The following is a 24,018-nucleotide window of genomic DNA, read 5'->3' as shown; positions in this document are numbered from 1 at the left end:
GACGGCAGGAAAGTAAGGCCAATACATGACCAATTCAGCCGAACTGACAAAGCGACGCGGGGTTATCACCGCCGATACACCCCTGTTGCAGATCGACGGCCTGACCTTAAGCGCCGGGGCCAATGCGGTGGTCGAAGGTATCTCACTCGACGTGGCGGCGGGTGAAATGGTCGGGCTGGTGGGGGAATCGGGCTGCGGCAAATCGGTGACGGCGCTGGCCATCCTGCGCCTTTTGGCCGAACCGCAAATCCGCCCCACCGCTGGCCGTGTGATGCTGGACGGGCGCGATCTGTTGTCGCTGCCCATGGGCGACATGGAAAACGTGCGTGGCAACGATGTTGCGATGATTTTTCAGGAACCCATGACATCGCTCAACCCGGTCCTGACCGTGGGCGATCAGGTAAGCGAGGCGATCCTGCTGCACCGTCGCGTTGGCCACGCCGAGGCGATGGACGGCGCCGAGGCCTTGTTGGCCAAGGTCGGCCTGCCCGCGCCGCGCCGCGCCCTGGGCCGCTATCCCCACGAAATGTCGGGCGGTCAGCGGCAACGGGTGATGATCGCCATCGCCCTGGCTTGTGGCCCCCGCCTGTTGGTGGCCGATGAACCGACAACTGCATTGGATGTGACCGTGCAGGCGCAAATCCTTGACCTGCTCGATGATCTGCGCCGTGAAACCGGGATGGCGGTTTTGCTGATCACCCATGATCTGGGTGTCGTGGCGCAATATTGCGACCGGGTGGCGGTGATGTATGGCGGGCGGATCGTGGAACAGGCCCCGTCAGATGCCCTGTTCGCCCACCCCCGCCACCGGTATGCACAGGCGTTGCTGGCCACCATGCCCGCGTCAAACCCACCGGGCACCCGCCTGCCCGCCATCGCCGGTCTGGTGCCCCCGCCGGGCAAACGCCCCGTCGGTTGCGCCTATCATCCGCGCTGCACCCACCCGGTGGCCGAATGCGCCGCAAAAATGCCGCCTCTTGCCCCGGTGCAGGGCGGCGAAAACCACCGCGTCAGATGTTGGAACCCCGCATGAACCTGCTCACCGCCCGCAACCTTTCCAAGGTGTTTCCCGGCAAAACCGGCGCGCCAATCCGCGCCGTCACCGATGTGTCGATCGATGTCGCCCCGGGCGAGGTTCTGGGCCTTGTCGGTGAATCGGGCTGTGGCAAATCCACTCTGGGGCGCACCCTGCTGCGTCTGATCGAACCAACGTCCGGCCAGATCACCTTTGATGGTCGCGATCTGACCACCATGGGCAAACGCGACATGAAGGCCCTGCGCCGGGATATGCAGATCGTGTTCCAGGATCCCTTCGGCTCGCTCAACCCGACCCACAAAGTGGGCCATGTGATTGCCGAACCGCTGATCGTGCAGGGGGTCGGCGACAAGACATCACGCCGCGCCCGGGTGGCCGAACTGATCGAACTCGTCGGCCTGCCCGAGGATGCCGCCACGCGATACCCTCACGAATTTTCCGGCGGGCAACGGCAACGCATCGCCATCGCCCGCGCGCTCGCGCTTGATCCGAAACTGATCGTCGCGGATGAGGCGGTCTCGGCGCTGGACGTATCGATCCAGAGCCAGATCATCAACCTGATTTCCGATCTGCGCGCCCGGCTGAATCTGGCCATCGTGTTCATCAGTCACGATCTGTCGGTGATCCGCCATGTGAGTGACCGGATCGCGGTGATGTATCTGGGCCGCGTCGTCGAAATCGGCCCGGCGGAACAGATCATGCAATCGCCCCGCCACCCCTATACCCGCGCCCTTCTGTCTGCGATCCCCCGGATCGGCGCGCGCCGCGAAGATAGGGTGCGCCTGAGCGGTGAAGTACCCGATCCATCCGCGCCGCCCCCCGGCTGTGCCTTTCACGGGCGCTGTCCGCAGGTGATGGAGGTATGCCGCAAGGTGATCCCGCCCCTGGGCAGCCCCGCCGACACTCCGGACACCCCCGGAGAAGTCGCCTGCCATCTCTATCCGGTGTCCGCCCATGACTGACGCACAAACACGGGTAAACCGCGCCATGCAACCCGTTCACGCCGCAGTGGCCGCAGGGCGTATACCTGGCGCCACCCTTGGCCTTGTCACCACCGACGGCACCCGCGCCGTGGCGGTGGATGGCATGGCACAACTGCGCCCCGAACGCCGCACGCTGAGCCGCGACACATGGTTTGATCTGGCCTCACTGACCAAGGTGATCTTCACCACCAGCCGCATTCTCGATCTGGCCGCCAAGGGGGCGTTTTCGCTGGACGATCCACTAACCGTCCTGATGCCCGACCTGCGCCAATACGACATGAACGCATGGGAACGGCAGGTCACGTTCCGCCAGTGCCTTGGCCATCAAACCGCCTTTCCGGGGGTTGAACCGCTCTATACCTACGGTTCAAACCCCGACACCCTGCGCGCCTTTGTGCTGCAACGGGAATGGCGCGCTGGCCCGCCCGTCTATTCCGACATCAACTTTATCCTGCTGGGCATCGCGCTTGAACGGTATCACGGCTGCCGGTTGCGCGATCTCGATCCCGGCCCGGGGTTCAGCTTTGCCCCCCACCCGGCACAAACCGCAGCAACCGAAGATTGCACCTGGCGCGGGCGGGTGATCTGCGGCGAGGTGCACGACGAAAACTGCTATGCGCTGCAAGGGTCGGGCCACGCCGGGCTGTTCGGCACCATCGACGCGGTGCTGGATTTCGCCCAGAGCCTGTTCGATACCCCCGCCGATGCCCCCATCCGCACCCGCCTGTCCCCTGACCGCACCCATGGCTGGCAGGCCCCCCATCCGGGGTGGAGCGGCAGTGCGCGCATTTCCGACAATGCCATCGGCCACACGGGATTTACCGGCACGGGCCTCTGGGTCGATTACGACCGGGGCCACGCCTGGGCGCTGCTGACCAACCGGGTACATCCATCGCGCCACACCGACAGCGGCATCGCCGCGCTGCGTATCGAAGTAGGGGATCTGATCAATGAATGACATCTGGGCGGCCGGCCTGATGACCGGCACGGTTCTGGACGGCAACATCGACGTGGCCCTGATCCGCACGAATGGCGAGGGCGTGGCCGAATTCGGCGCTTACCAACTGGTGCCATACCCCGACGATCTGCGCGCCCTGTTGGTCGAAACGCTGGCACAGGCCCGCACATGGGCCTTCAACGGTCCAGACCCCGCAATCTTTGCCGAGGCTGAAACGCGCCTGACCCTGGCCCAGGCCGAGGCAGTGCGCCTGGTGGCCGAGAAACACGGGCCGGGGTTGGCCAACCTCGGCGTCGTCGGGTTTCACGGCCAATCGGTGCTGCACCGCGCCCCCGAACCGGGGCGCAAGGGCCAGACGCGGCAATTGGGCGATGGCGCGGCCATGGCGAAAGTGCTGGGCGTTCCCGTGGTCCATGATTTCCGCAGCGCTGATATGGCCGCAGGTGGTCAGGGCGCACCGCTTTCGGGCACCTATCACGCCGCACTTCTGCGCTCACTGGGCCGGCCCGAAGGCACGGCAGTGCTGAACCTTGGCGGGGTGGCCAACGTGTCATGGCTCGGTCCCGACGATAGGCTGATCGCGTTCGACACCGGCCCGGCCAACGCCCCGATCAATGATTTCGTCACGGCGCGCGGCCTGGGCGACATGGATCGCGACGGCGCGCTGGCCCGGGCCGGAAAGGTGAATGAGGCGCGTCTGGCAAAAGCGCTGGAACACCCCTATATGACCGCACCTTTCCCCAAATCCCTCGACCGGTTCGATTTCGGCACCGCCTTGGCCGATGGCCTGTCCGATGCCGATGGCGCCGCCACCCTCACGGCATTCTCTGCCGCTGCCGTGGGGCGCGCGCTCGATCTGTTGCCGATCCGCCCCACACGGCTGATCGTCTGTGGCGGCGGGCGGCGCAATCCGGCCCTGATGACGGCCCTCAACCACCGCGCAAATGTCGAGGCCGTGACGGCAGAAACCCAGGGCTGGCGCGGCGACGCGATCGAGGCGGAATGTTTCGCCCTGCTGGCGGTGCGCACCCTGCGCGGCCTGCCGATCAGCTTTCCCGACACCACCGGCGTGCCAAACCCAATGCCAGGCGGCCAAATCGCCCGCCCCTGATTTTTTACTGATAAAAATACTCGCGCCGCAGGCACCGCGCGCCAGCGCGGTTCACTTGGCCAGCGCCCGGTACAACCGCCCGTCGGCCTTGTCCAGCGCGGCCTCGGCATCGGCGCGGCTCAGCCCGCGCAGCAACATCACCACCGCCAGCTTGATCGACTGACCGGCCGCCTCCAGCGCCTCTTGCGCCACATGGGGGGCCACATCGGCCAGATCGGCCACCATTTCAACCGCCCGCCCGCGCAGCTTGTCATTGCTGGGGTTCATTTCCACCATCCGCCCGCGATAAACATACCCCAGCCGCAGCATCACGGCGGTGGACAGGGTGTTCAGCACCGCCTTTTGCGCCGTCCCGGCCTTGAGCCGCGTTGACCCGGCCAGCACCTCCGCCCCCGTGGCGGCGGCAATTTCGATCTCGGCGGCGGCGCCCACGGCGCTGTCTGCGTTGTTCACCACCGCGATGGTCAGCGCCCCCAATGCCCGCGCATGGGTCAGCCCGCCCACCACATAGGGGGTGCGCCCTGATGCCGCGACGCCGATCACCACATCCCGGTCGCTCAGCCCGATGGCCGTCATCTCCTCACCAGCGGCCATCGCATCATCCTCGGCCCCTTCAACAGCCCGGGTAAAGGCACCCGGACCACCAGCCATCAATGCCACGGCGCGTTCATAGGGCCAGTTAAAGGTGGGGGGCAGTTCGGCAGCATCCAGCGCCGCCAGCCTGCCCGATGTTCCCGCCCCGAGATAGATCAACCGCCCGCCCCGTTCCAACCGCGCGGCAGCGGCATCGACGGCATGGCTCAGCGCTGCGGCCTGCCCCTGCACGGCTGCGATGGCGCCCAGTTGCCCTTCGATGATCGTCAGCACGATTTCATCCGTGGGCCAGTTTTCAACGCCGATAAACCGGGCGGCGGCGCTTTCGGTGGTTTTGCTCATGGGGTGGGTCCGATCTTGCTTGCCATCTGTGCGGCCTGGGCGGCGGCATCGATGCGGGGAAAGGTGGGGTGTTGGCCGTCCATGTCGGCTTCGATCCGGGCGCGGATCGCCGGGTGCAGCCCGATGATTCCACCGATGAATGAGACCGGCGCGGGACCGCCCCGCCGGATCAGCGCCCGGGCAAGGCGCACCAGTTCGGTGCCCGCCTCTTCGATGATCGACAGGGCCATGGTATCGCCGTCACAGGCTGCGGCGGCGACGGCCTGGGCAAGCTGGCCCACCTGCCCGCGGCCCCGGCCATAGACATAGGCGTTGATCGCATCGCGCCCGTCACCGCCGGTTGCCGCAAACAGGTGGCGGGCCAGAATCTCGGCCCCCTCGGGCGCGCCCGCATGGTCGATCAGCCGGAACAACCGATCCAGGGCGCGCAGGGCGATCCAACTGCCGGAACCGCCATCGTCAATCATGATCCCGCGCCCGCCGACGATGATGGGGGGGCCATCCCGCTCGATAGAGATCCCGATTGAGCCGGTGCCCGATGAAATCAGATAGCCCCGCCCTGTTTCGCCAAAGGCCGCATGCCACGCCAGCACCATGTCGTTGGAATAGGAATAGGCGGCGCGGGGCAGGCCGAACACCGCCTCGACCTGGCTTTCGATCCTTGGGTGGGGCTGAAACCCGGCGCCGGTAATGCCGAAATGCGCGCCGGTGGCGGCGCCCGGCATGGCATCGCGGATCGTTTCCAGCGCGCCGGCAAAGCTGGCCATGCTGGCCGCATCAAAGATCAGCCCGCTTCCCCCTTCGGCAAGCCCGCGCGCCACCTCGGCGCCACTCTGATCACAGACCACCCAGCGCGACGCGGTGCCGCCCATATCCACGCCAAGGTAAAGGCTCATGTCAAACCACCTGTGAAACCACGGGTGATTTCGCGGGGGTTGGTGATGGCGGTTCCCACGACAACGGCATGGGCGCCTGAATCCAAGGCTGCGTGCACGTCTTGCGGCGTGCGGATGCGCCCCTCGGCCACGATTGGCACGCTCAGCCGGTCGGCCAGTGCCCGGATCAGTGCAAGGTCCGGCCCGCCGCCCGGCGGTGCCTGGGTATAATCGGTATGGCCCGACAAGGTGGTCGCCACATAATCGGCCCCGGCATCGGCGGCAGCGATACCTTCCGCAAGGGTGGAAATATCGGCAAAGCTGGCGCAGCCCTGCGCGGCGATATGGGCGATGATGGCGCGCCAATCGTCGCCCTGCCGTGGCCTTTCGGTGCAATCCAGCCCGACAATCTGCGCCCCGGCTGCCATCACACCATCGGCGGCGGCAATCGTTGGGGTGATGTAAACCGGCACATCGTCGCAAAACACCTTGTGAATCCCGATCATCGGCAGGTCACTGACGGCGCGGATCGCGGCAATATCATCCGGCCCGTTGGCGCGCAAACCCCGCGCGCCGCCCTGTTCGGCTGCCTGCGCCATGGCCGCCATATGCACCGGCCCGTGCAGTGGGTTATCAGCGCGCGCCTGACAGGACACGATCAACGCACCTTTGGGCAGAGTCTTCATTTCACGGCTCCTGATGTCATCCCGTTGATGAACTGGCGTGACAGCAGGATGTAAAGAATGGTGATCGGCGCGGCCGCCAGCGTCAGCCCCGCGAACATCACCCCCCAGTTGGTGACGAATTCACCAATAAAGGTGGTCATCCCCTGGGGCAGGGTTTTCAGGTTGTCGTCCTGAATGAACACCAGAGGGAAAAAGAAATCGTTCCAGATCGGCACAAGGTTATAGATCGCCGCGATCACCATGGCCGGACGGCAGAGCGGCAGCATGATCGCCCACATGATCCGCGCCTCGGATGCACCATCCATGCGCGCGGCATCTTCCAATTCGCGCGGCAGGCTGCGGATAAAACCGGTCATGATGAAGATGGTCGAGGGCAGGCCCATGGCGGTGTAGACCGCAATCAGCGACAGGTACGAATTCAGGATGCCCAGATCGCGGAACAGGATGAACAGCGGAATGATCGCCAGTTTCAGGGGCAGCATCAGCCCCGCCATGAAAAACAACAAGACAAACGCCGAGCCGCGAAAGGCATAGCGGCCCAGCGCGTAAGAGGCCATCAGCCCAAGGACCAGGATCAGGGCGATGGACACGCCCGTCACAAGGAACGAATTGAACAGATAGCGCAGGAAATTGCTTTGGGTTGCCATGGCGGCAAAGTTCGACAGATCGGTGAAATCGGGGATTGAAAATGGCGACTGGAAAATCTCCATGTTCGATTTGAAGCCCGAGAAGATCATGATGACGATCGGAAACAGCATCAAAAAACTGTTGGCGATCAGGATGATCTGCATCAACCCGTCACGCCCGAAGGTGGCCAAAAGGCCCCGGCCCGTGTCCGGTGCGCTGCTCACAGGTCAAGCTCCTTTTTGCGCAGGTGCAATGTCCAGAATGTGGCGACCACGGCGATGAACAGGAACATGATGACCGCCAGGGCCGAACCCAGCCCAAAATCCTGAACCCCGGCCGATTGGTTGCCAAACGCGGTGCGGTAAAAGAACAGGCCCAACACATCGGTTGACCCGAATGGCGACCCGTCAAGCCCGGCCATGATATAAGGCAGCTCAAACCAGTTGAACGAGCCAATGAACAGCAGAATAAACACCACCGTGGTCGAGGGCGCGATAAGGGGCCAGACGATCTTGCGGATCAGGTGCCATTCGCTGTCGGTTTCCATGCGCGCGGCGTCGATCAGTTCAGACGGGATGCGCTGTAACCCGGCCAGAAACACCAGCGTGGGAAAACCGACCCAGGCCCAGGCGTTGACAAAAATCAGCGCCGCCAGCGCCGTGTCGCTTTGGCCCAGCCAGGGTTGCACCAGATCACTCAGCCCCATGGCCTTGAACGATTGATTGACCACGCCGAAAATCGGGTGAAAGAACAGTTTCCACAGATAGCCGATGATCACGGTGGACAGGACCACTGGCAAAAACACCGCCACCCGGTGAAACCGCGCGCCGGGCAGATCGCGCCACAGGGCATAGGCCAGAACAAAGCCCACGCCATTCTGCACCACCATGAGCGAGGCAAAGACGATGATATTATGTTTGAATGCCCGCCAGGTGGTGCTGGCATAGGGTTCGTCAAACAGGATGGTGCGGAAATTTTCCAGCCCGACAAATCCGTCGCGGCGCAGCCCTGTCCAGTCATAAAACGCATAGGCCAACGCCGAAACGATGGGATAGATCACGAACAGCAGCATCACCACCAGCGGCGGCACCAGCAGGAACGTGATCCATGTGCCGCGCCCGGTGATCCAGCCGCGCGGGCGGTTGGCGGCGATGGGGGCGACGTCGGGCATTCGGAGTGATCCTTAAACGGGGGGCCGGGCGCCCGAAAGCGCCCGACGTTATCTTATTTCTGGAACGGCGCGTAATAGATGGCGATGCCGTCGGTCACGGCCTTGCCTGCCGCTTGCGCGTCACTTTCCCCGGCCAGCATGCGCTGTACTTCAGCCTGAATCAGGACCGAACCCGATGGCTCCTGAAAGCGGAAGTTGGTGAGGAAAATATAGGGAACCGAACTTTTGTTCAGGTTGGCCACGTCCTGCAACAGCGGGTTTTCCAGCGTCACGCCGGGAACCGGGCTGATGTTGCCCAGTTGGTTGGCGAAATCCTGTGCAAACCCCTTTGAGGCAAGGAAGGAAAGGAATTTCTTGACCGCTTCGGGGTGTTCGGTTTTCACATTCCCGGCATACCCGCCGTCAAAGAACACGCCCACCAGTTTGGGATCATCCGCCGTAACACCGGGGGCAGCAAAAACGCCCAGATTGATGTCGGGGTTCTGGCTTTGGATATTGGCCAGTTCGAACGACCCGCCCGCAAACATGGCGGCAAGGCCCGAGGCGAACAATTGCTGTGCCGAGGCGTAATCAAGGCCGGTAAACCCATCGGGGAAATAGGCGCTGTACTCCTGCAATGCCTTCAGCCCGCCGATAAAGCGTTCATCGGTGAAATCGGTCTTGCCCGCCGAAATGTCGGCATAGAACTCCGGCCCAACGATGGACGAGGCAAGCGCCGAAACGATGGTTTCGTTCTGCCACGCGGTGGCCGTGCCGTTGGCAAAGGCATACATGCCCGCATCCTTGATGGCCTTGGCATTGGCCAACAACTCATCCTTGGTCTGGGGGATGGACAGGCCCAGCTTTTCGTAGATGTCCTTGTTATAGATCACCAACATGGTCTGGCTGGCAAAGGGAACGGCATAAATCTTGCCATCTTCGCGCAGGGTTTCGGCGCTCAGCGCAGCCTCGGGGAAATCACCGAGGCCCGGAATGGATTCGGCATCCAGCGGCATCAGGTATCCGCCCGCCGCGACGGTTTCAAAGGCGCCATAGGCCCGCACCATCATCACATCCGGCCCCTGACCACCGGCCAGCCCGGTTGACAGGACGGTGTTGTAACTTTGGGCCTCGAAAGCTTCGAACTTGACGCTCACGCCTTCATTTTCGGCCTCGAACTTGTCGATCAGCGATTCGTAAACGGCGCGGTCTTCCTGCCGCCAGCTCCAGAATGTGATGTCCTGTGCCAATGCGGGCGCGGCGATCGCGCCGGCAATCAGGCCGAGGGTGGCAAGGGTAAAGGGGTGTTTCATGTGGCTCTCCTGTCGGTTGTCTTTTGATATTGCCCGTCCGGGGTCGCGTTACAGCCGCAACCCGGTTTCGGGGTCGAAAAAATGCAAGGCATCGGGGCGCGGGGCAAGGCGGATCTTGCCGCCCGATGCGGGTGCATCGACCGAAGGATCAACCCGGGCCGACACCAGCGTGCCATCGCCCAGCCGGGCATAGACATAGGCATCATTGCCCAGATATTCGGAATAGACGAAATCGGCGGTGAACCCCGGACCATCCGGCGTTACGCTCAACGCATCGGGGCGCAGGCCCAGCGTGATGTCGCGCCCGCTGTCGGGGGCGCCGGGCAGGTCCACCGCGCCGCTGCCTGCAATTTCAAAGCTGTCACCGCTGCGCTGCGCCTTGACCAAGGTCATCCGGGGCGACCCGATAAAGGTGGCCACAAAGGTATTGCGCGGGGTTTCGAACAATTCGCGCGGGGTGCCCACCTGTTCAACCGCGCCGCCGTTCATCACCACGATCCGGGTGGCAAGGGTCATCGCCTCGACCTGATCGTGGGTGACATAGATCATCGTGCCGCCAATATCCTCGTGCAGCTTGGCAATTTCCAGCCGCACATCGGCGCGCAGGGCGGCGTCAAGGTTGGACAGGGGTTCATCCAGCAAGAACACATCGGGTTTGCGCACCAAGGCCCGCCCGATGGCCACCCTTTGGCGTTGCCCGCCCGACAGTTCACGCGGCTTGCGGTCCAGCAATTCATCCAGCCGCAGCATGGTTGCGGCCTCGGTGATGCGGGCGTCGATTTCCGCCCGGGGCAGACCCATCAGTTTGACCCCGAATGTCATGTTTTCGCGCACCGACATATGTGGGTACAGGGCATAGGATTGAAACACCATGGCGATGCCCCGCTTGGACGGGGGAACATGGGTCATGTCGCGCCCGTCGATGGAGAATTCCCCGCCCGACGTGGGATCAAGCCCGGCAATCAGCCGCAACAGGGTGGATTTGCCACAGCCCGACGGGCCGACGAACACCACCAGTTCGCGGTCGCCGATCTCAAGATCAATGCCGCGCAACACTTCGGTCGTGCCGAATTGTTTGCGAATGCCCCTGAGCGAAAGCTTGGCCATGTGATATGGTCCCCCTTGCCACAGGCCTAGCAGGAAGGCTTTGGGTCGGTCAAACCATTTCAATACCTGTTGTCGGGCAATGGTCCGAATTTACCTCAATGCAACCGTATTGGTTGCGCCTTCCGGAAAATTGGCCTTATATTGGCATTGAAAATAAGCCGGGCGGACCAGACCTGTGACAGCCGAAGATGCACTCTTTGCCGATGCTCTGGCCCGGAACCGGGCGCCAGGGCCGCTTTATCGGCAGTTGGGCAATGCGATCTGCGAATTGATCGCTGATGGCACCCTGCCCGAGGGCGCCAGCCTGCCCGCCGAACGGGATCTGGCCCGGATGACCGGAATCAGCCGGGTCACTGTGCGCCGGGCCATGCAGACCCTGATCGAAACCGGCAAACTGGTGGCGCGGCAGGGGTCTGGCACCTATGTCGCCCCGCAACCCCGGCCCGCCACGCCCCCTGCAACATCTTACCTCGTTTTCCGAGGATATGCGCCGCCGTGGCCTGACCGCCGGATCACGCTGGCTGGCGCGGGGGTTACATGCGCCAACCAACGAAGAAATGATGTCGCTGGGCCTGTCGATGGCTGACCGGGTGACGCGGCTGGCCCGAGTGCGGCTGGCCAATGACCGGCCCATGGCGGTCGAGCGCGCCTCCCTGCCCACGACATTCCTGCCCGACCCGGACGTGGTGACAGGCTCGCTTTATGAGGTGTTGCAGGCGCGCGGGGTCTGCCCGGTGCGCGCGGTCCAGCGGATCACGGCGATCAACGTCACCCCCCGGGACGCCGAGGCACTGGGCGTTTTGCCGGGGGCCGCCGCGCTGAAGGTTGAACGGGTGTCCTACCTGCCCTCCGGGCGCGCGGTTGAACTTGTCCGTTCGCTGTATCGCGGAGATGCCTATGACGTGGTGGCCGAACTGACCTGAACCTGCATCGCCGCATCAATACTGGCCAGATGCCTGTCCATCGCCAACCGCGCGCCATCGGCATCGCCAAGGGCAATGGCATCGACGATCTGGTGATGCTGGGCGCTGTGCAGGCCGGTGAATTCGCTCACCCCGATCCGGCGATAGATCCGGTCCCATTCCCGTTGCCATGTGGCCCGGCGCCGCGCCCCGGACAAATAGCGTAGCAGGGCAATCAAAACCGGGTTGCGCGCCACCTGCGCGACGGCCTGATGAAAGGCATCATCGGCGGCCTCGCCTGCGGCCCGGTCGCGCGCCCGGCGCCCCGCCTCGACCCGCGCGTGCAGGAATGCGATGTCACCCGGCCCGTGCCGCACCGCTGCCGCCGCCGCGACCTGTGGTTCCAACAGCCGCCGCGCATCCATGAGATCCTGTGGCGTCACCGCCTCGATCAGCAGATTGTCGCGGATCGGCTGCCCGCGCGGTGTCGGGCCGCGAAAGGTGCCTTGCCCCACATGGCGCCAGATCTGGCCCTCGGCCTCAAGCGTGGCAAGGGCAGCGCGCAGGGTTTCGCGGCTGCACCCCACCAGCGTTTTGAGGCTGCGTTCCGGGGGCAGACGATCACCGGGGGCGGGGGCTGTTTCCTCCAGGATACGCCAAAGCACGCCGCGCACGGTTTCACGCCCCATTCCCACGCCACGCCCCTTTCAGACCAATTTGCAGACCAATCATGATGCCTGCCATAGAGCGCTGTCAATCAAACGGAGCCGCTATGCTGTCCTTTTTCGTCCTTGCCGTTGCGGGGCTTCTGGCGGGCGGCCTGAACGCCGTGGCCGGGGGCGGCACCTTTCTCAGCTTTCCGGCCCTTGTATGGCTGGGCGTTCCACCCGTGATGGCCAATGCAACGGCCACCCTCACGGCCCTGCCCGGTTATTTCGGCAGCGCCTGGGCCTATCGCCACGACCTGCGCGCCGAAGGCACGCTGAGCCTGCGGGCGATCATTGCGGTTGCCGTGGTTGGCGGTCTGGGCGGTGCCGTTCTGCTGTTGTTGACCCCGGGGGACGCCTTTGTCGGGATCGTGCCCTGGCTGCTTTTGGCGGCGACCCTACTGTTTGCCATCGGGCCGAATGTCATAAGGGCAATCAAGGCACGGGGCGCGACCGGCGCCGGCCCTGTGGTTTCGGCAGGCGCGATTTTTGCGGTGTCCGTCTATGGCGGCTATTTCAATGGCGGGTTGGGGATCATGCTGTTGGCCGTTCTGGGCCTGATCGGGTTCACCAACCTGCATGGCATGAACGGGCTGAAGAACATGCTGGCAGCGGTTCTTTCGGTGGTATCGGTCAGCACCTATGCCGTTGCCGGGCTGATCGCATGGGATTCGGTGCTGGTTCTGGCGGTTGCCACTGCCATTGGCGGCGTTCTGGGCGCGCAAATGGCCCGCCGTATCCAGCGCACCGAACGCTTGCGCGCGGCAATCGTCGCGATCGGCGCGGTCATGACAGTGCTGTTTTTCGTCACCTGAACACACGGCCCTGCCGCACTGGCGGTGGGTCATACAGATTCTCGATTCCCTGGATTTCACAAGATTGCGCGTGGTTATTGCGCTGCGACAACGTTTTGCCGCGGCGCAGCGCATAGGTACGGGTCAAGCCAAAATGATACATTGAAGGAGTAGCAAGATGGTAACCCGAAGAGCCGCGTTGCTGGGTGTTGCAGGCGCTGCCGCGCTGCCCATGCTGGCCAAGGCCGCCACAGCCGAAGAAATCATGGATACCTCCATGGCGGCGCCGGTCGATCTGTCGATGCTGAAACGCGTCAAGGGCAAACTGGTGCGCCCGCCCATGGTGCCCCCCCACGATCAGGTGGTCCCCCCTGAACCCCGGGTGGTTCAGTTCGAAATGCAGATTGTCGAAAAAGAGGTCGAGATCGACAACGGTGTCTATCTTCGGGCAATGACATTCAACGGATCGATCCCCGGGCCTTTGATGGTGGTCCACGAGGGCGATTATGTTGAACTGACGCTGTTCAACTCGCACGAGAACCTGATGCAGCACAACATTGATTTCCATGCGGCAACCGGCGCATTGGGCGGTGGGTCGCTGACCCTCGTAAACCCGGGCGAAAAGACGACCCTGCGGTTCAAGGCAAACCGCCCCGGCGCTTTTGTCTATCACTGTGCCCCCGGTGGGCCGATGATCCCGTGGCACGTCGTCAGCGGCATGTCGGGTGCGATCCTGGTTCTGCCCCGCGACGGGTTGAAAGACGCCGAAGGCCAGCCCGTCAGCTATGACCGGGCCTATTACATCGGCGAGAATGATCTCTACATTCCCAAGGATGAAAACGGCGAATACAAGCGGTTTGAGGATGTCGGCGAAAGCTATCCTGACACGCTGGAGGTGATGAACAAACTGACCCCCAGCCATGTCGTGTTCAACGGCAGGGTCGGGTCGTTGACCGGCGACAATGCCCTGACCGCCAATCAGGGCGAAAGGGTGCTGTTCATCCACAGCCAGGCCAACCGCGACACCCGCCCCCACATCATCGGCGGGCACGGCGATCTGGTCTGGGAACGGGGCAAATTCAACAACCCGCCCCAAAAGGACATGGAGACATGGTTCATCGCCGGCGGCTCTTGCGGCGTTGCGCTTTATGAATTCCGCCAGCCAGGCGTCTATGCCTATGTGAACCACAATCTGATCGAGGCGGTGAACCTTGGCGCAACGGCCCATATCGTGGTACAGGGCGACTGGGACAACGACCTTATGGAACAGGTGCAGGCGCCTGTTGAATACGACGCCGCCTATGAAGGGCGCACCGCACTGCCCTGATCCGGTGTTCAGAAACGAAGGGGGCGTCCGGATCACCGGGCGCCCCACTGTTGTTTTGACCCTTCGAACGGGGAAAGGACAGTGACATGGGACGCTTTGGAAAATTGGCATCAATCGCCCTCGCAACCTGCGCGGTGGCCGGTGTGGCACTGTGGCTCAACGCCCCGGACCAGCCATCAGGTGACGGCCCCGAAACCACACATATTGCAGCAGGCGATCTGACCTTCCGCCCCATCGGCAGCTTTCAACAGGCCACCAAGACCGTGACACCCCCGACACGACAGGTTTCAGTGGCCGCCTTCGACATCATGACCTATCAAGTGACGGGCGGCGACTATCGGGCCTGTGTCATAGCCGGTGCCTGCCCCGCTGCGGACACATCGCGTTCCGACACCATGCCCCAGACCAACGTAAACTGGAACGACGCCAACGCCTATGCGGCCTGGTTATCGGCCAGAACCGGCGAGATCTGGCGCCTGCCCACCGCCGAAGAATGGCAGCTTGCAGCGGCAGAACGGTTTGGCGATGCCGCCCCCGACGACTCGGTTCTGGACCCCGGCCAGCGGATGCTGGAACAATACGAACGGGGCATTCTGCTGCGCGGGCGGGTCACCTATGCCCTGCGTCCCTCGGGGGGTTCGGCGCCAATTCCCATGGTGTGGCCGACATGGCCGGCAACGTGTGGGAATGGACCGACGGCTGTATCGAAAACGGCACCCTTGCCGCCGATGGCACCGTCACCAGCGCCGAGCCCTATTGCGGTGTGCGCATCGCGGGGGCTGCACCGGGCGGCCGTGATTGATTTCGTCCGCGATGCCAGCGTCGGCGGTTGTGCCGTTGGCCTACCTCCTGATTATCTGGGTTTCCGGCTGGTGCGCGGCAAATGATGCCGGGCGTTCACGACGCCCGGCTGTAACGCACCCCGTCGCGCACATGGGCATCAAACGCGCTGGCCACGATCCGGGTCAGGGCGCGCCCCTCGGGCAGGATCGTCAGCGCATCGTCGCTCAGCGCAACCAGATCCCCGAACCGGGTGGCAACCGCCGCGCAGGTGGCATCCAATGCCACCGCCTGATCGGGGAATCCGGCGCGCAATTCCTGGCGATCCAACCGGAATTCGCACATCAGCATTTCGATGGCGCGGGCACGCAGCACATCCTCACCGCGCATCACATGGCCCCGTGCCCCGGCCAGTTGCCCGGCTTCGATCCGCTGAATATAGGCGGGGGTGGCGGCGGCGTTCTGAACATAACCCTGCGGCAGGCGCGAAATGGACGACGCCCCCAGCCCGATCAATGTGGCGCAGGTATCGGCGGTATAGCCCTGAAAATTGCGCCGCAACCGGCCACTGCGCGCGGCGGTTTCCAATTCATCCCCCGCCCGCGCAAAATGGTCGATCCCGATCGGGGCAAACCCGGCCTCGCGAAATTTCGCGCCCGCCAGCTCGGCCAGATGATACCGGGCCAGATCACCGGGCAGCACCGTTTCGTCGATCAGCTTCTGGCGCTTTGACACCCATGGCACATGGGCATAGCCAAACAGCGCCACGCGGTCGGGGCCAAGGGTCAGAACCTTGTCCACCGTATCGGCAATGCGCGGGTTGTCCTGATGGGGCAGCCCATACACCAGATCGGTATTGAGCGAGGAAACCCCCGCCCCGCGCAGATCGTCAACGCAGGCGCGCGTCACCTCAAACGGCTGGGCGCGCCCGATGGCGGCCTGCACCTTCGGGTCAAAATCCTGAATCCCGATGCTGGCCCGGTTCATCCCCTCGGCGGCCAGCGCATCAATCTTGGCGCGGTCCACCATGGTCGGGTCAATCTCGACCGAAAATTCCCAATCGCCGGCGGGCGGGATCACCGCCTTGACCGCCCTCGCCAGCCGATGAATCAAATGCGGCGGCAGGATCGTCGGGGTGCCCCCGCCCCAATGCATCCGCCCCATGCGCACCCCTTCGGGCAGCACCGCGCGCAACAGCGCCAACTCCTGCTCCAGCGTGCCAAGATAGCTTTCAACGGGGCTGAGCGTGGTTGTCCCCTGGGTGTGGCAGGCGCAAAACCAACACAGGCGTTCACAAAACGGGATATGCAGATACACCGACACCGGCACATCCGGGGGCAGCGCCGCCAGGGCCGTGGCCTGATGATCCGATCCAACCGCAGGTGAAAACACCGGCGCAGTGGGATATGACGTATAGCGGGGCACGCGCGCATCAAAAAGCCCGAGGGCGCGGAGGCGGTCAATTTGTTCCATATTCAAGGGTATGGCGATTCCCGCCATTGCCGACTTTGCGCAGGATCAAAGTCAGACGGGAAAGGGCGAAACCCCGATCACAAAGGTGTGCAGATGCAGAACGGCAAACCACAGCACCAGCGCAATCGCACAGCGCAGCAAAAGGCGCCGCCCACTGGCATGCCACCAGCGGCGATGAGCAAGCGGAGCGAGCGAAAAGCGCGCCGTTGCCGCAAAAAATGCCGGCGCGTCCGGCCCCAGCGCCCGCCGCGCCCGGTTATCAAACAGCGGCATGGCCCCAAAGGCCAGCAGGGCAAAGCCGCCAAACAGAATCACATGGGCAAGATCACCGTTGGGCACCATATGCGATGCCGCCCAAAGCCCCAGCGCCATCAACAACGGGTGACGGCAGACAGCGGCAAAACCGGGATTGGCCGGATTGAACGCCCGCTTTGGCCTGCCCCCCAACGTGTGGGGCTGTGCCATCCCGATGCCACAACAGGTCAGCAAAATGGCCAGCGGCATCGCCACATTCGGCACCCAGCGCATCCACGGCCATTGCGGCCAGAGTTCGACATAGGGCGCCCGCCCCGCCGCCACGACGATCCAGACCAGCAGCGCCAGCGACGCCAGCCCGTAAAGCGAAAAATACGCCCGCCGCCCCATGGCCGCGATCAACCGCTCACGCAGCCCCCCGACACGGGGCAAAAAATGGCTGCCCATAAACAGAGCCATCGCCAGCGTGAATTCACCCCAACCGTTCATCCGCCATCCGCCTTTCGCATGAGCCGGGCAATGTGACAGCCAAAAACCCATGTGGCCGGAACACCCAGCAACAATCCCCAGCCCGCCGCCTGCCAGGGTGTCAGCATGGGCCAGCCCAGCCAACCGCCGATCAGCGAGGCGAAAAACAGGTTCACCCCCGCAGCCCCAGCGCCGAACGGGTATAACCCTGCAAACAGGCGAAGGGACGGTCGCGGTTTCATCTGCGGTGCACCACGAAATGCACCGCCGCCAGCGCGACGATCAGGGCGATGGAGGCGATCAGAAACCAGAATTCCGCGGCCTCGGTCTGGGGTTGCGGAATCGGGCGCTCAAACGGTTCGGCCAGCGCGGCAACCGGCAGAGTGGCAAACAGAAAGATCAGGAAACGCATGTCAGTGCTCCGTTGTGAGTGATTGATAGATCTCGGGCAAGGCCCGTGGCAAGCGGCCCGGGTCGGGCAACAGGGTAAAACCGGCGCGCCCAAAAATCCGGGCGAACCAATCCTGCCCATCGGCATCGACAATGACACCATGCACCGATTGGCCCAGCGCGCGGGCCTCGCGCACCGCCATGCGGCTGTCTTCAATCCCGTGGATGCCTTCGTAATGGTCCAGATCGTTGGGTTTGCCGTCGGTGATCACCAACAACAATTTGCGCGTGGCCCCCTCGCCCGCCAAGTGCGCCGAGGCATGGCGCAGGGCGGCCCCCAACCGGGTATAATGGCCCGGGCGAAACCCGCCGATGCGCGCCGTGACCGCCGAATTCATGGGATCGTCAAACCCCTTGGCACGGGTCACAAACACCCGGTCGCGCCTGAGCGACGAAAACCCCCAGATGCCCAGCCGGTCCCCCGCCGTGGCGATGCCTGCGGCCAGCGCCGCCAACGCCTCGCGCCCCGTGTCGATCACCGAATGATCGCCCATGGCGGCCTCGGTCGAACGGGAACAATCGAGCAGGACCGCCACCGACAGATCCCGCGCCATGGGGCGGGTCGCCTGCCAGACACGGTCGCTTCCCTGGTGCCCCGCCGCCAGATCGCAGCGCGACGCAATCAACGCGTCAAGATCCAGATCGTCGCCATCCATCTGCCGGGGCAGAATGACCCGTCGGGGATGTAACGGCGCAAACTGCCGTCGCACCCGCGCGACCAGCCGGGCGTCGGGTGTGTAGTGGGCCGCTGGCTTGCCCTCGACCTCGAGAATTCGGGTGTGGCCGGGCATGTGGCTGGCGGTGCGGTGGTTCCATTCGGGATAGGTGAATTGGCCCGCCAGCCGTTCGTGTTCGGCGTCCTGCGGTGACAGATCCAACGAGACACGCAGCCGGGTGGCGGCGCGTTTCATTTGCTGGGACAGGCTCAGGTGATCCTGATCCTCGGCGGCCTTGGCGGCATTGTCGGGGTCGTCGTCATCAACCATCCGGTTGATGTTCAGGCTTTCCGCCCATGACATGATTGTTTCGAACCGGTGAATGATGAAACTGTCGGGGCGATCCGCCTGATCGCGGTTTTCGCGCCTGGCATCCTTGCGGGTTTCGATGCCAAAGGCGGGCTGTTGTTCTTCGGCGGCGTCGGGCGTGGCACCGGCCCCGCCTATGCGCGCGCGCAGGCGCAGCCAGATCGGCACCGGCGCAAATGTGCGGTATCCGCGCGGTGCGGGGCAGACAAGGCATTCTTCTGCCTCGGCCACGCCGTTCAACTGATCGAGGATCAACCGTTCAACCCCCGCTTCGCACCGGGGCAGCCCCCCACGGCGACGGGTGCTGGCAATCTGGCGGCAACAGGCCGCGTAAGCGGCGCGCAAACCGGGGCAAGCGGCATAGGCCCGATCAGCAGCCCGGGCCAGCGCGGTGATTTCAGCCCGGTCATCGGCCAAAAGATCGCCCGTGGCCACCGGCAGTTCAACCATGGCACCAAGGGCGGCCAGCCACAGAAAGGCAGAGCGGTTCAGATCGCGGGTGGGAAAGCCATCAATCACCGGCGGCAGGCGCAGCCGCTCACCGTCAAAATCGGCCACATGCACCATTTCACGGGGCGTGCCGATCCGGCGAAGCCGGTCAGGGCGGTGGTCGGACGCGGCGGCGGGTGCGGCGACAATCTCGGTCCCCGGCGCCCCGCCCAGTGCGCGGAACAGGGTGGCAATGCTGGGGCGCATGGCATCAAACGCGACGGCGCGCTGCGCATGCCCGTCGGCGCGGCCCACCCGCGTGGACATGTCGTGCCAGAGGTTGCCGACGGTTTCCTCTGGCTCCATCAGATCAAGCAGGCGGATCATGACGTCACCCGTAAACGCTGGCCGCGAGATCGCGCAGCGCCTGTTGCACATCGGGTTCATCGGACAGCGGCTCAACGATCGCGGCCTCGATGGCGCGGTCCACCTTCATGCCTTTGGCGACCATGGTGGCGGCATAGATCAGCAAGCGGGTGGACACGCCTTCTTCAAGATCCATGCCCGACAATCGCCGGATATGCCCGGCCAGCCGCACCAGCGCCCCGGCGCGGTCGGCGTCCAGCCCGCTTTCGGCCGCAACAACGGCGGTTTCCACGTCGGGTTGCGGAAAATCGAACCCGATCGAGATGAACCGCTGCCGCGTCGAGGGTTTCAGCTTTTTCAGGATATTCTGATAGCCGGGGTTGAAACTGGCCACGACCATGAAGTTTTTCGGTGCTGCCAATTCTTCGCCGGTGCGGTCGATCAGCAGGCGGCGGCGATCATCGGTCAGCGGATGCAGAACCACGGTCACATCCTTGCGCGCCTCGACCACCTCATCAAGATAACAGATGCCGCCGGTGCGCACGGCCCGCGTGAGGGGGCCATCGACCCAGATCGTTTCGCCGCCCTTGAGCAGATAGCGCCCGATCAGATCCGCCGCCGACAGATCATCATGGCAGGCCACGGTGTAAAGCGGCAAGCCAAGGCGCGCCGCCATATGTTCAACAAAGCGGGTTTTGCCACAGCCGGTCGGCCCCTTCAAAAGAAGGGGCAAACCGTTTGTGTGGGCCGTTTCAAACACGTCGCATTCGTCGGCGACAGGCTGATAGAACGGTAGTTCAGGATGGGATTGCATGTTCATTGCCTATTCCCCCGGTTGCGCGATGGGGCCGGGTTTCACAACTTCGCGGCGCACCACCAGCATCGAATAGATGAACAACAGCGCTCCCAGAACAACCGCCACGCCTGACCCAAAACGCATCATGTAGAACAGACCAAGATCGTCCTGCACATCCATGTAATAATCACCGATGATCCGCTGCATATGGGTCTGGATGGTTCCGGCAAAGGTAAGCGTGAAGGTCATGAACGCCATGCCCCCCGTCATCAGCCAGAAAGACGCCATGTTCAGCACCTGATTATAGGGCGCGCGGCCCCGCAGCACTGGCATGGCATAGGTGAACATTGCCAGGTTAAGCGCCACATAAGCCCCATAGAACGACAGGTGCCCGTGGGCCGCCGTGATCTGGGTGCCATGGGTGTAAAAGTTCACCCCGTGGAACGTGTGCAGGAACCCCCAGACGCCCGCGCCAAAGAACGCAACGGTCGATGCCCCAAGCGACCACAGAAGCGCCGCCTTGTTGGGGTGGTTCTTGCGCCCTTTCCAGACCATGAGGAACGCAAAGCTCATCATCGCAAAGAACGGAACCACCTCAAAGGCCGAAAAGATCGAACCGACCCACTGCCAATAACCAGGCGCGCCGATCCAGTAATAGTGGTGGCCAGTGCCAAGGATGCCCGAAAACAGGGCGGTGGCAACGATGACGTAAAGCCACTTTTCGATCACTTCACGGTCGACCCCGGTGAGTTTCAGCATCAGAAACCCAAGGATCGCCGCCATGACCAGCTCCCATGTCGCCTCAACCCAGAGGTGTACGACAAACCACCAGTACATTTTATCAAGCGACAGGTTGTCCGGGTTGATGAAGGCAAAGACCCAGAGCAGCGACAACAGCCACAGCCCCATCATCAGAATGTTGGTGATCGCCGTCTTGCGCCCGGCCAGAACCGTCATCGACACGTTGAACAGAAAGATCACCGCCGCAACGAGAATGCCGAATTTAACCCAGAGCGGTTGCTCCAGAAATTCGCGCCCGCCATGGATGCCCACAAGATAAGAGCCGACAGCCCCCAGGGTGCCAACCACCAGAATGACAAGTTGCAGATAGGCCAGCTTGACCGAGAAAATCTCGCGTTCGGATTCCTCGGGGATCAGGTAATAGGCGGCACCAAAGAACCCCAGCAGCAGCCAGACGATCAGGGCGTTGGTGTGGATCATCCGGATAACGTTGAACGGCAGCACCTCTGACAGGGTGTTGGGCGATACATAGATCCACCCGGCCAGAAGCCCGCCCAACACCTGAATTGCAAACAGGCCCATGGCCGTGAGAAAGTAGGCATATGCCACTTTTTGCGATTTATATTTCATTTTGTTCTCCTGACGCGCGATTTGGCCCGAACCCCGGTTTGCGGTTTTCGGATCGCGCATGTCTCTCTCAGCCTGCGTCGGTCGGCGGCCAGCCCTGGGTGTCGGTCTGATCGGCCCAGCGGAGGAATTCGGCAAGGCCGCGCATTTCCTCATCGGTGATCTCGAAGTGGGGCATCTGGCGACGGCCCTCGATGCCCGACGGTTGCGCCTGCATCCAGCCATCGAGGATTTCATAAGCCAGTTCAGGGTCGTCCGTCGCGCCCCAGCGGGTCATCACATTCCCCAGTTCAGGCGCGAAATAGGCGCCTTCGCCGTGCAGGGTGTGGCAATTGATGCAGGAGTGCCGCTCCCACACATGTTTGCCCAGAATCACTGCATCGGACAGCGGCATTCCGGCGGTCGATTTCTGGACGATGTAACGGTGGCTGTGCACCGTCAGGGCGATGAACACGACGACGAAGAAAATGGATCCTCCGTAGAACACGTTCCTGGCCCGGGTTTTGGTAAGAATTTCTGACATGTCGCGGTCCCGGTGACAATTTCCGATGACCGGTGAATATCGGCATGGTTGTGTTCGCTTATTGCGCTGGCGCAAAGAACACCAAGAAAGAGCGCGGCAAAATATCGGTTCTGATGGAGGAGCAGATGCGTCGCACCGATTTCGACAATCCAGACCTGACGCTGTCTGACCTGTTCAGACGCTGGCCAAAAACAGCAGCGGCCTTTCTTGAGCGCGGCATGCTGTGCCCCGGCTGCCCCATCGCGCCCTTTCACGGAATCAGCGAGGCCTGCGATGAACACGCGCTCAGCGAGCCGGAGTTTCGCGCCGAGTTGCGCCGAATCGCCGGGATTCCGGATTAGCCCTGTGCGCCGCTGATCATCACCAGGTGGTGAGGGTCAGTCACCACGATATGTTTGCGGGTAGAGCGGACGATGCCGTTCTTTTCCCAGGCCGACAACAGGCGGCTGACAGTGTGCAGCGTCGTGCCGGTCATATCCGAGATGTTCTGCCGGGTGACCGGAAAGGCGATTTCGATACCCTCGCTGGTTTTGCGCCCGCTTTGGGTCGCCATCCGCAGCACAGCCGCCGCCACGCGTTTTTCGACCGCCTGTGTTGCCATTTCGGTCAGCGTTTCCTGAACCTGCCCCATCCGTTGCCCCACGGTGCGGTAACTTTCGGTGGCAAACCCTTCGTATTTTTCGGTGAAACTGGGCCAGAGCCGGGCAGGCCATGACAGGGCAAGCGATTCTGCCGCCGCAATCGCGGTTGCCGGATAGGTATCGCGTTGCAATGCCGGAGCGATGCCAAAAAGCTGGCCCGGGGAAATATGCAGCACGATGATCTGATCGCCGTCCGGCGTGGTGCGCACAACACGCAGATACCCGTCAAGCAACAGATAAAACCGGTCTACCCCGTGCCCTTCACGAAAAATCGCCGTGCCTTCGTCAAACCGGCGTGGGGTGGCCAGATCCAGGATCTCGCGAATCTGCGGCCGTTCGAGACGACAAAAGGGCGGCAGGTTGGTCAGAAGAGTTTCATCAAGTTTTGACACGAATATCCCAGGAGTTTGTTTCAGAGCAACGTCCGCGCCCCGCTGATACCCCACATCAGCGTCAGACAAAACAACCGGATGACGACGAAAGGAAAATCCGATGATGAAAACTCTGTTGATGAGCGCAGCCCTGGTTATTGCAGCCGGAGCGGTGAATGCCGAAACCCATGAGGTTCACATGATGAACAAGGGCGAAGCAGGGGCGATGGTGTTTGAACCCGCCTTTGTTGCCGCGCAGCCCGGCGACGTGATCCACTTTATTCCCACCGACAAGGGGCACAACGTGGAAAGCATCAAGGGGATGCTGCCCGATGGGGTGGAAGCGTTCAAGACCAAGTTCAATGACGAATTTGAACTGACGGTCGATGCCGAGGGTCTTTATGGCGTCAAATGCACCCCTCACTATGCCATGGGCATGGTCGCCCTGATCCAGGTGGGCGATGCGACAAACCTTGAGGCTGCCGAAGGCGTCAAACAGCGTGGCAAGGCGAAAACACGCATGGACGATCTTTTTGCGCAGGTGAAATAACCAATCCTTCC

The 24,018-nt window shown here is 63.0% G+C and carries 28 protein-coding genes and 1 pseudogene; 12 read left to right on the top strand and 17 right to left on the bottom strand.

Annotated elements, in window-relative coordinates; translation table 11 throughout:
• The first annotated feature begins 25 nt into the window (after window positions 1–25).
• From AC0L7P_RS03830 to AC0L7P_RS03815, 4 genes are read left to right on the top strand one after another with little or no spacing between them, the layout of a single operon-like run.
• Window positions 26–1,033, top strand: coding sequence for an ABC transporter ATP-binding protein (locus AC0L7P_RS03830; RefSeq protein ID WP_473434570.1), 1,008 nt, complete (start codon window positions 26–28; stop codon window positions 1,031–1,033).
• A complete protein-coding gene (locus tag AC0L7P_RS03825) occupies window positions 1,030–1,998 on the top strand; it encodes an ABC transporter ATP-binding protein (protein WP_473434569.1) in 969 nt (322 codons plus the stop codon). Before AC0L7P_RS03830 ends, AC0L7P_RS03825 begins: the two co-directional genes overlap by 4 nt.
• The gene (locus AC0L7P_RS03820) at window positions 1,991–2,977 is read left to right on the top strand and encodes a serine hydrolase domain-containing protein (RefSeq protein ID WP_473434568.1); all 987 of its coding nucleotides are present in this window, start codon (window positions 1,991–1,993) and stop codon (window positions 2,975–2,977) included. Before AC0L7P_RS03825 ends, AC0L7P_RS03820 begins: the two co-directional genes overlap by 8 nt.
• On the top strand, window positions 2,970–4,088 hold the full coding sequence (locus tag AC0L7P_RS03815; protein ID WP_473434567.1) for an anhydro-N-acetylmuramic acid kinase: 1,119 nt from the start codon (window positions 2,970–2,972) through the stop codon (window positions 4,086–4,088). The genes AC0L7P_RS03820 and AC0L7P_RS03815 overlap by 8 nt, the downstream gene beginning before the upstream one ends.
• A 51-nt stretch (window positions 4,089–4,139) precedes the next feature.
• Here the strand turns inward: AC0L7P_RS03815 and AC0L7P_RS03810 are convergent, their stop codons facing one another.
• The 7 genes from AC0L7P_RS03810 to AC0L7P_RS03780 are packed head-to-tail and all read right to left on the bottom strand — an operon-like array spanning window position 4,140 to window position 10,782.
• A complete protein-coding gene (locus AC0L7P_RS03810) occupies window positions 4,140–5,024 on the bottom strand; it encodes an N-acetylmuramic acid 6-phosphate etherase (RefSeq protein ID WP_473434566.1) in 885 nt (294 codons plus the stop codon).
• Complete coding sequence (locus AC0L7P_RS03805) at window positions 5,021–5,920, bottom strand: N-acetylglucosamine kinase (RefSeq protein ID WP_473434565.1); 900 nt, start codon at window positions 5,918–5,920, stop codon at window positions 5,021–5,023. The genes AC0L7P_RS03810 and AC0L7P_RS03805 overlap by 4 nt, the downstream gene beginning before the upstream one ends.
• A complete protein-coding gene (locus tag AC0L7P_RS03800; protein ID WP_473434564.1) occupies window positions 5,917–6,585 on the bottom strand; it encodes an N-acetylmannosamine-6-phosphate 2-epimerase in 669 nt (222 codons plus the stop codon). The genes AC0L7P_RS03805 and AC0L7P_RS03800 overlap by 4 nt, the downstream gene beginning before the upstream one ends.
• Window positions 6,582–7,436, bottom strand: coding sequence for a carbohydrate ABC transporter permease (locus AC0L7P_RS03795; protein WP_473434563.1), 855 nt, complete (start codon window positions 7,434–7,436; stop codon window positions 6,582–6,584). Before AC0L7P_RS03795 ends, AC0L7P_RS03800 begins: the two co-directional genes overlap by 4 nt.
• A complete protein-coding gene (locus tag AC0L7P_RS03790; RefSeq protein WP_473434562.1) occupies window positions 7,433–8,383 on the bottom strand; it encodes a carbohydrate ABC transporter permease in 951 nt (316 codons plus the stop codon). The genes AC0L7P_RS03795 and AC0L7P_RS03790 overlap by 4 nt, the downstream gene beginning before the upstream one ends.
• 53 nt (window positions 8,384–8,436) lie before the next feature.
• Window positions 8,437–9,675 (bottom strand): extracellular solute-binding protein, encoded by a 1,239-nt coding sequence (locus tag AC0L7P_RS03785; protein ID WP_473434561.1) that lies wholly within the window; start codon window positions 9,673–9,675, stop codon window positions 8,437–8,439.
• Between the two features lie 48 nt (window positions 9,676–9,723).
• Window positions 9,724–10,782 carry an ABC transporter ATP-binding protein gene (locus AC0L7P_RS03780; RefSeq protein WP_473434560.1) on the bottom strand — a complete coding sequence of 353 codons (1,059 nt, stop codon included), beginning with the start codon at window positions 10,780–10,782 and terminating at the stop codon, window positions 9,724–9,726.
• 175 nt (window positions 10,783–10,957) lie between these two features.
• On the opposite strand from AC0L7P_RS03780, the gene AC0L7P_RS03775 reads away from it, so the two are divergent.
• Entirely contained in the window at window positions 10,958–11,368 is a 411-nt protein-coding gene (locus AC0L7P_RS03775) for a GntR family transcriptional regulator (RefSeq protein ID WP_473434559.1), read from the top strand.
• On the top strand, window positions 11,268–11,705 hold the full coding sequence (locus AC0L7P_RS03770; RefSeq protein ID WP_473434558.1) for a GntR family transcriptional regulator: 438 nt from the start codon (window positions 11,268–11,270) through the stop codon (window positions 11,703–11,705). Before AC0L7P_RS03775 ends, AC0L7P_RS03770 begins: the two co-directional genes overlap by 101 nt.
• Here the strand turns inward: AC0L7P_RS03770 and AC0L7P_RS03765 are convergent.
• Window positions 11,678–12,373 carry a FadR/GntR family transcriptional regulator gene (locus AC0L7P_RS03765; RefSeq protein ID WP_473435536.1) on the bottom strand — a complete coding sequence of 232 codons (696 nt, stop codon included), beginning with the start codon at window positions 12,371–12,373 and terminating at the stop codon, window positions 11,678–11,680. The two genes, AC0L7P_RS03770 and AC0L7P_RS03765, sit on opposite strands and share 28 nt — an antisense overlap.
• Before the next feature lie 83 nt (window positions 12,374–12,456).
• Here AC0L7P_RS03765 and AC0L7P_RS03760 point away from each other — a divergent pair, with 83 nt between their 5' ends.
• The 4 genes and pseudogenes from AC0L7P_RS03760 to AC0L7P_RS03745 all read left to right on the top strand — a co-directional run bounded on the left by AC0L7P_RS03760 (window position 12,457) and on the right by AC0L7P_RS03745 (window position 15,314).
• A complete protein-coding gene (locus AC0L7P_RS03760; RefSeq protein ID WP_473434557.1) occupies window positions 12,457–13,206 on the top strand; it encodes a sulfite exporter TauE/SafE family protein in 750 nt (249 codons plus the stop codon).
• 157 nt (window positions 13,207–13,363) lie between these two features.
• On the top strand, window positions 13,364–14,512 hold the full coding sequence (nirK, locus tag AC0L7P_RS03755) for a copper-containing nitrite reductase (RefSeq protein WP_473434556.1): 1,149 nt from the start codon (window positions 13,364–13,366) through the stop codon (window positions 14,510–14,512).
• 86 nt (window positions 14,513–14,598) lie between these two features.
• Window positions 14,599–15,012, top strand: a pseudogene (locus tag AC0L7P_RS03750) (formylglycine-generating enzyme family protein); the annotation flags it as partial.
• Window positions 15,006–15,314, top strand: coding sequence for an SUMF1/EgtB/PvdO family nonheme iron enzyme (locus AC0L7P_RS03745; RefSeq protein ID WP_473435535.1), 309 nt, complete (start codon window positions 15,006–15,008; stop codon window positions 15,312–15,314). The pseudogene AC0L7P_RS03750 and the gene AC0L7P_RS03745, both read left to right, overlap by 7 nt.
• 95 nt (window positions 15,315–15,409) lie before the next feature.
• On the opposite strand, the gene hemN is transcribed toward AC0L7P_RS03745, so the two are convergent.
• The 8 genes from hemN to AC0L7P_RS03705 form a co-directional block, all read right to left on the bottom strand.
• Window positions 15,410–16,765: an oxygen-independent coproporphyrinogen III oxidase gene (hemN, locus tag AC0L7P_RS03740; protein WP_473434555.1), complete on the bottom strand. Its 1,356-nt coding sequence runs from the start codon at window positions 16,763–16,765 to the stop codon at window positions 15,410–15,412.
• A gap of 51 nt (window positions 16,766–16,816) precedes the next feature.
• Window positions 16,817–17,509: an NnrU family protein gene (locus AC0L7P_RS03735; RefSeq protein ID WP_473434554.1), complete on the bottom strand. Its 693-nt coding sequence runs from the start codon at window positions 17,507–17,509 to the stop codon at window positions 16,817–16,819.
• Window positions 17,506–17,664, bottom strand: a complete 159-nt coding sequence (locus AC0L7P_RS03730) for an NnrT protein (RefSeq protein ID WP_473434553.1) — start codon at window positions 17,662–17,664, stop codon at window positions 17,506–17,508. Before AC0L7P_RS03730 ends, AC0L7P_RS03735 begins: the two co-directional genes overlap by 4 nt.
• A 62-nt stretch (window positions 17,665–17,726) precedes the next feature.
• Window positions 17,727–17,900, bottom strand: a complete 174-nt coding sequence (locus tag AC0L7P_RS03725) for a hypothetical protein (RefSeq protein WP_473434552.1) — start codon at window positions 17,898–17,900, stop codon at window positions 17,727–17,729.
• Between the two features lies 1 nt (window position 17,901).
• Entirely contained in the window at window positions 17,902–19,779 is a 1,878-nt protein-coding gene (locus AC0L7P_RS03720; RefSeq protein WP_473434551.1) for a nitric oxide reductase activation protein NorD, read from the bottom strand.
• A gap of 4 nt (window positions 19,780–19,783) precedes the next feature.
• Window positions 19,784–20,578 carry an AAA family ATPase gene (locus tag AC0L7P_RS03715; protein ID WP_473434550.1) on the bottom strand — a complete coding sequence of 265 codons (795 nt, stop codon included), beginning with the start codon at window positions 20,576–20,578 and terminating at the stop codon, window positions 19,784–19,786.
• 3 nt (window positions 20,579–20,581) lie between these two features.
• Window positions 20,582–21,925, bottom strand: coding sequence for a cbb3-type cytochrome c oxidase subunit I (locus tag AC0L7P_RS03710; RefSeq protein ID WP_473434549.1), 1,344 nt, complete (start codon window positions 21,923–21,925; stop codon window positions 20,582–20,584).
• A gap of 67 nt (window positions 21,926–21,992) precedes the next feature.
• Window positions 21,993–22,445: a c-type cytochrome gene (locus AC0L7P_RS03705; protein WP_473434548.1), complete on the bottom strand. Its 453-nt coding sequence runs from the start codon at window positions 22,443–22,445 to the stop codon at window positions 21,993–21,995.
• A 32-nt stretch (window positions 22,446–22,477) separates the two neighbouring features.
• Between AC0L7P_RS03705 and AC0L7P_RS03700 the strand changes: the two genes are divergently transcribed.
• Complete coding sequence (locus AC0L7P_RS03700) at window positions 22,478–22,786, top strand: DUF1858 domain-containing protein (RefSeq protein ID WP_473434547.1); 309 nt, start codon at window positions 22,478–22,480, stop codon at window positions 22,784–22,786.
• On the opposite strand, the gene AC0L7P_RS03695 is transcribed toward AC0L7P_RS03700, so the two are convergent.
• Entirely contained in the window at window positions 22,783–23,478 is a 696-nt protein-coding gene (locus tag AC0L7P_RS03695; protein WP_473434546.1) for a Crp/Fnr family transcriptional regulator, read from the bottom strand. The genes AC0L7P_RS03700 and AC0L7P_RS03695 overlap by 4 nt on opposite strands.
• 100 nt (window positions 23,479–23,578) lie before the next feature.
• On the opposite strand from AC0L7P_RS03695, the gene AC0L7P_RS03690 reads away from it, so the two are divergent.
• Window positions 23,579–24,007, top strand: coding sequence for a pseudoazurin (locus AC0L7P_RS03690; protein ID WP_473434545.1), 429 nt, complete (start codon window positions 23,579–23,581; stop codon window positions 24,005–24,007).
• Window positions 24,008–24,018: the final 11 nt, after the last annotated feature.

It is taken from the genome of Oceaniglobus sp. K40-3, assembly GCF_055808395.1.
Note: the sequence above shows the minus strand (reverse complement) of the source record. Positions and strands in the feature narration are given on the sequence as shown.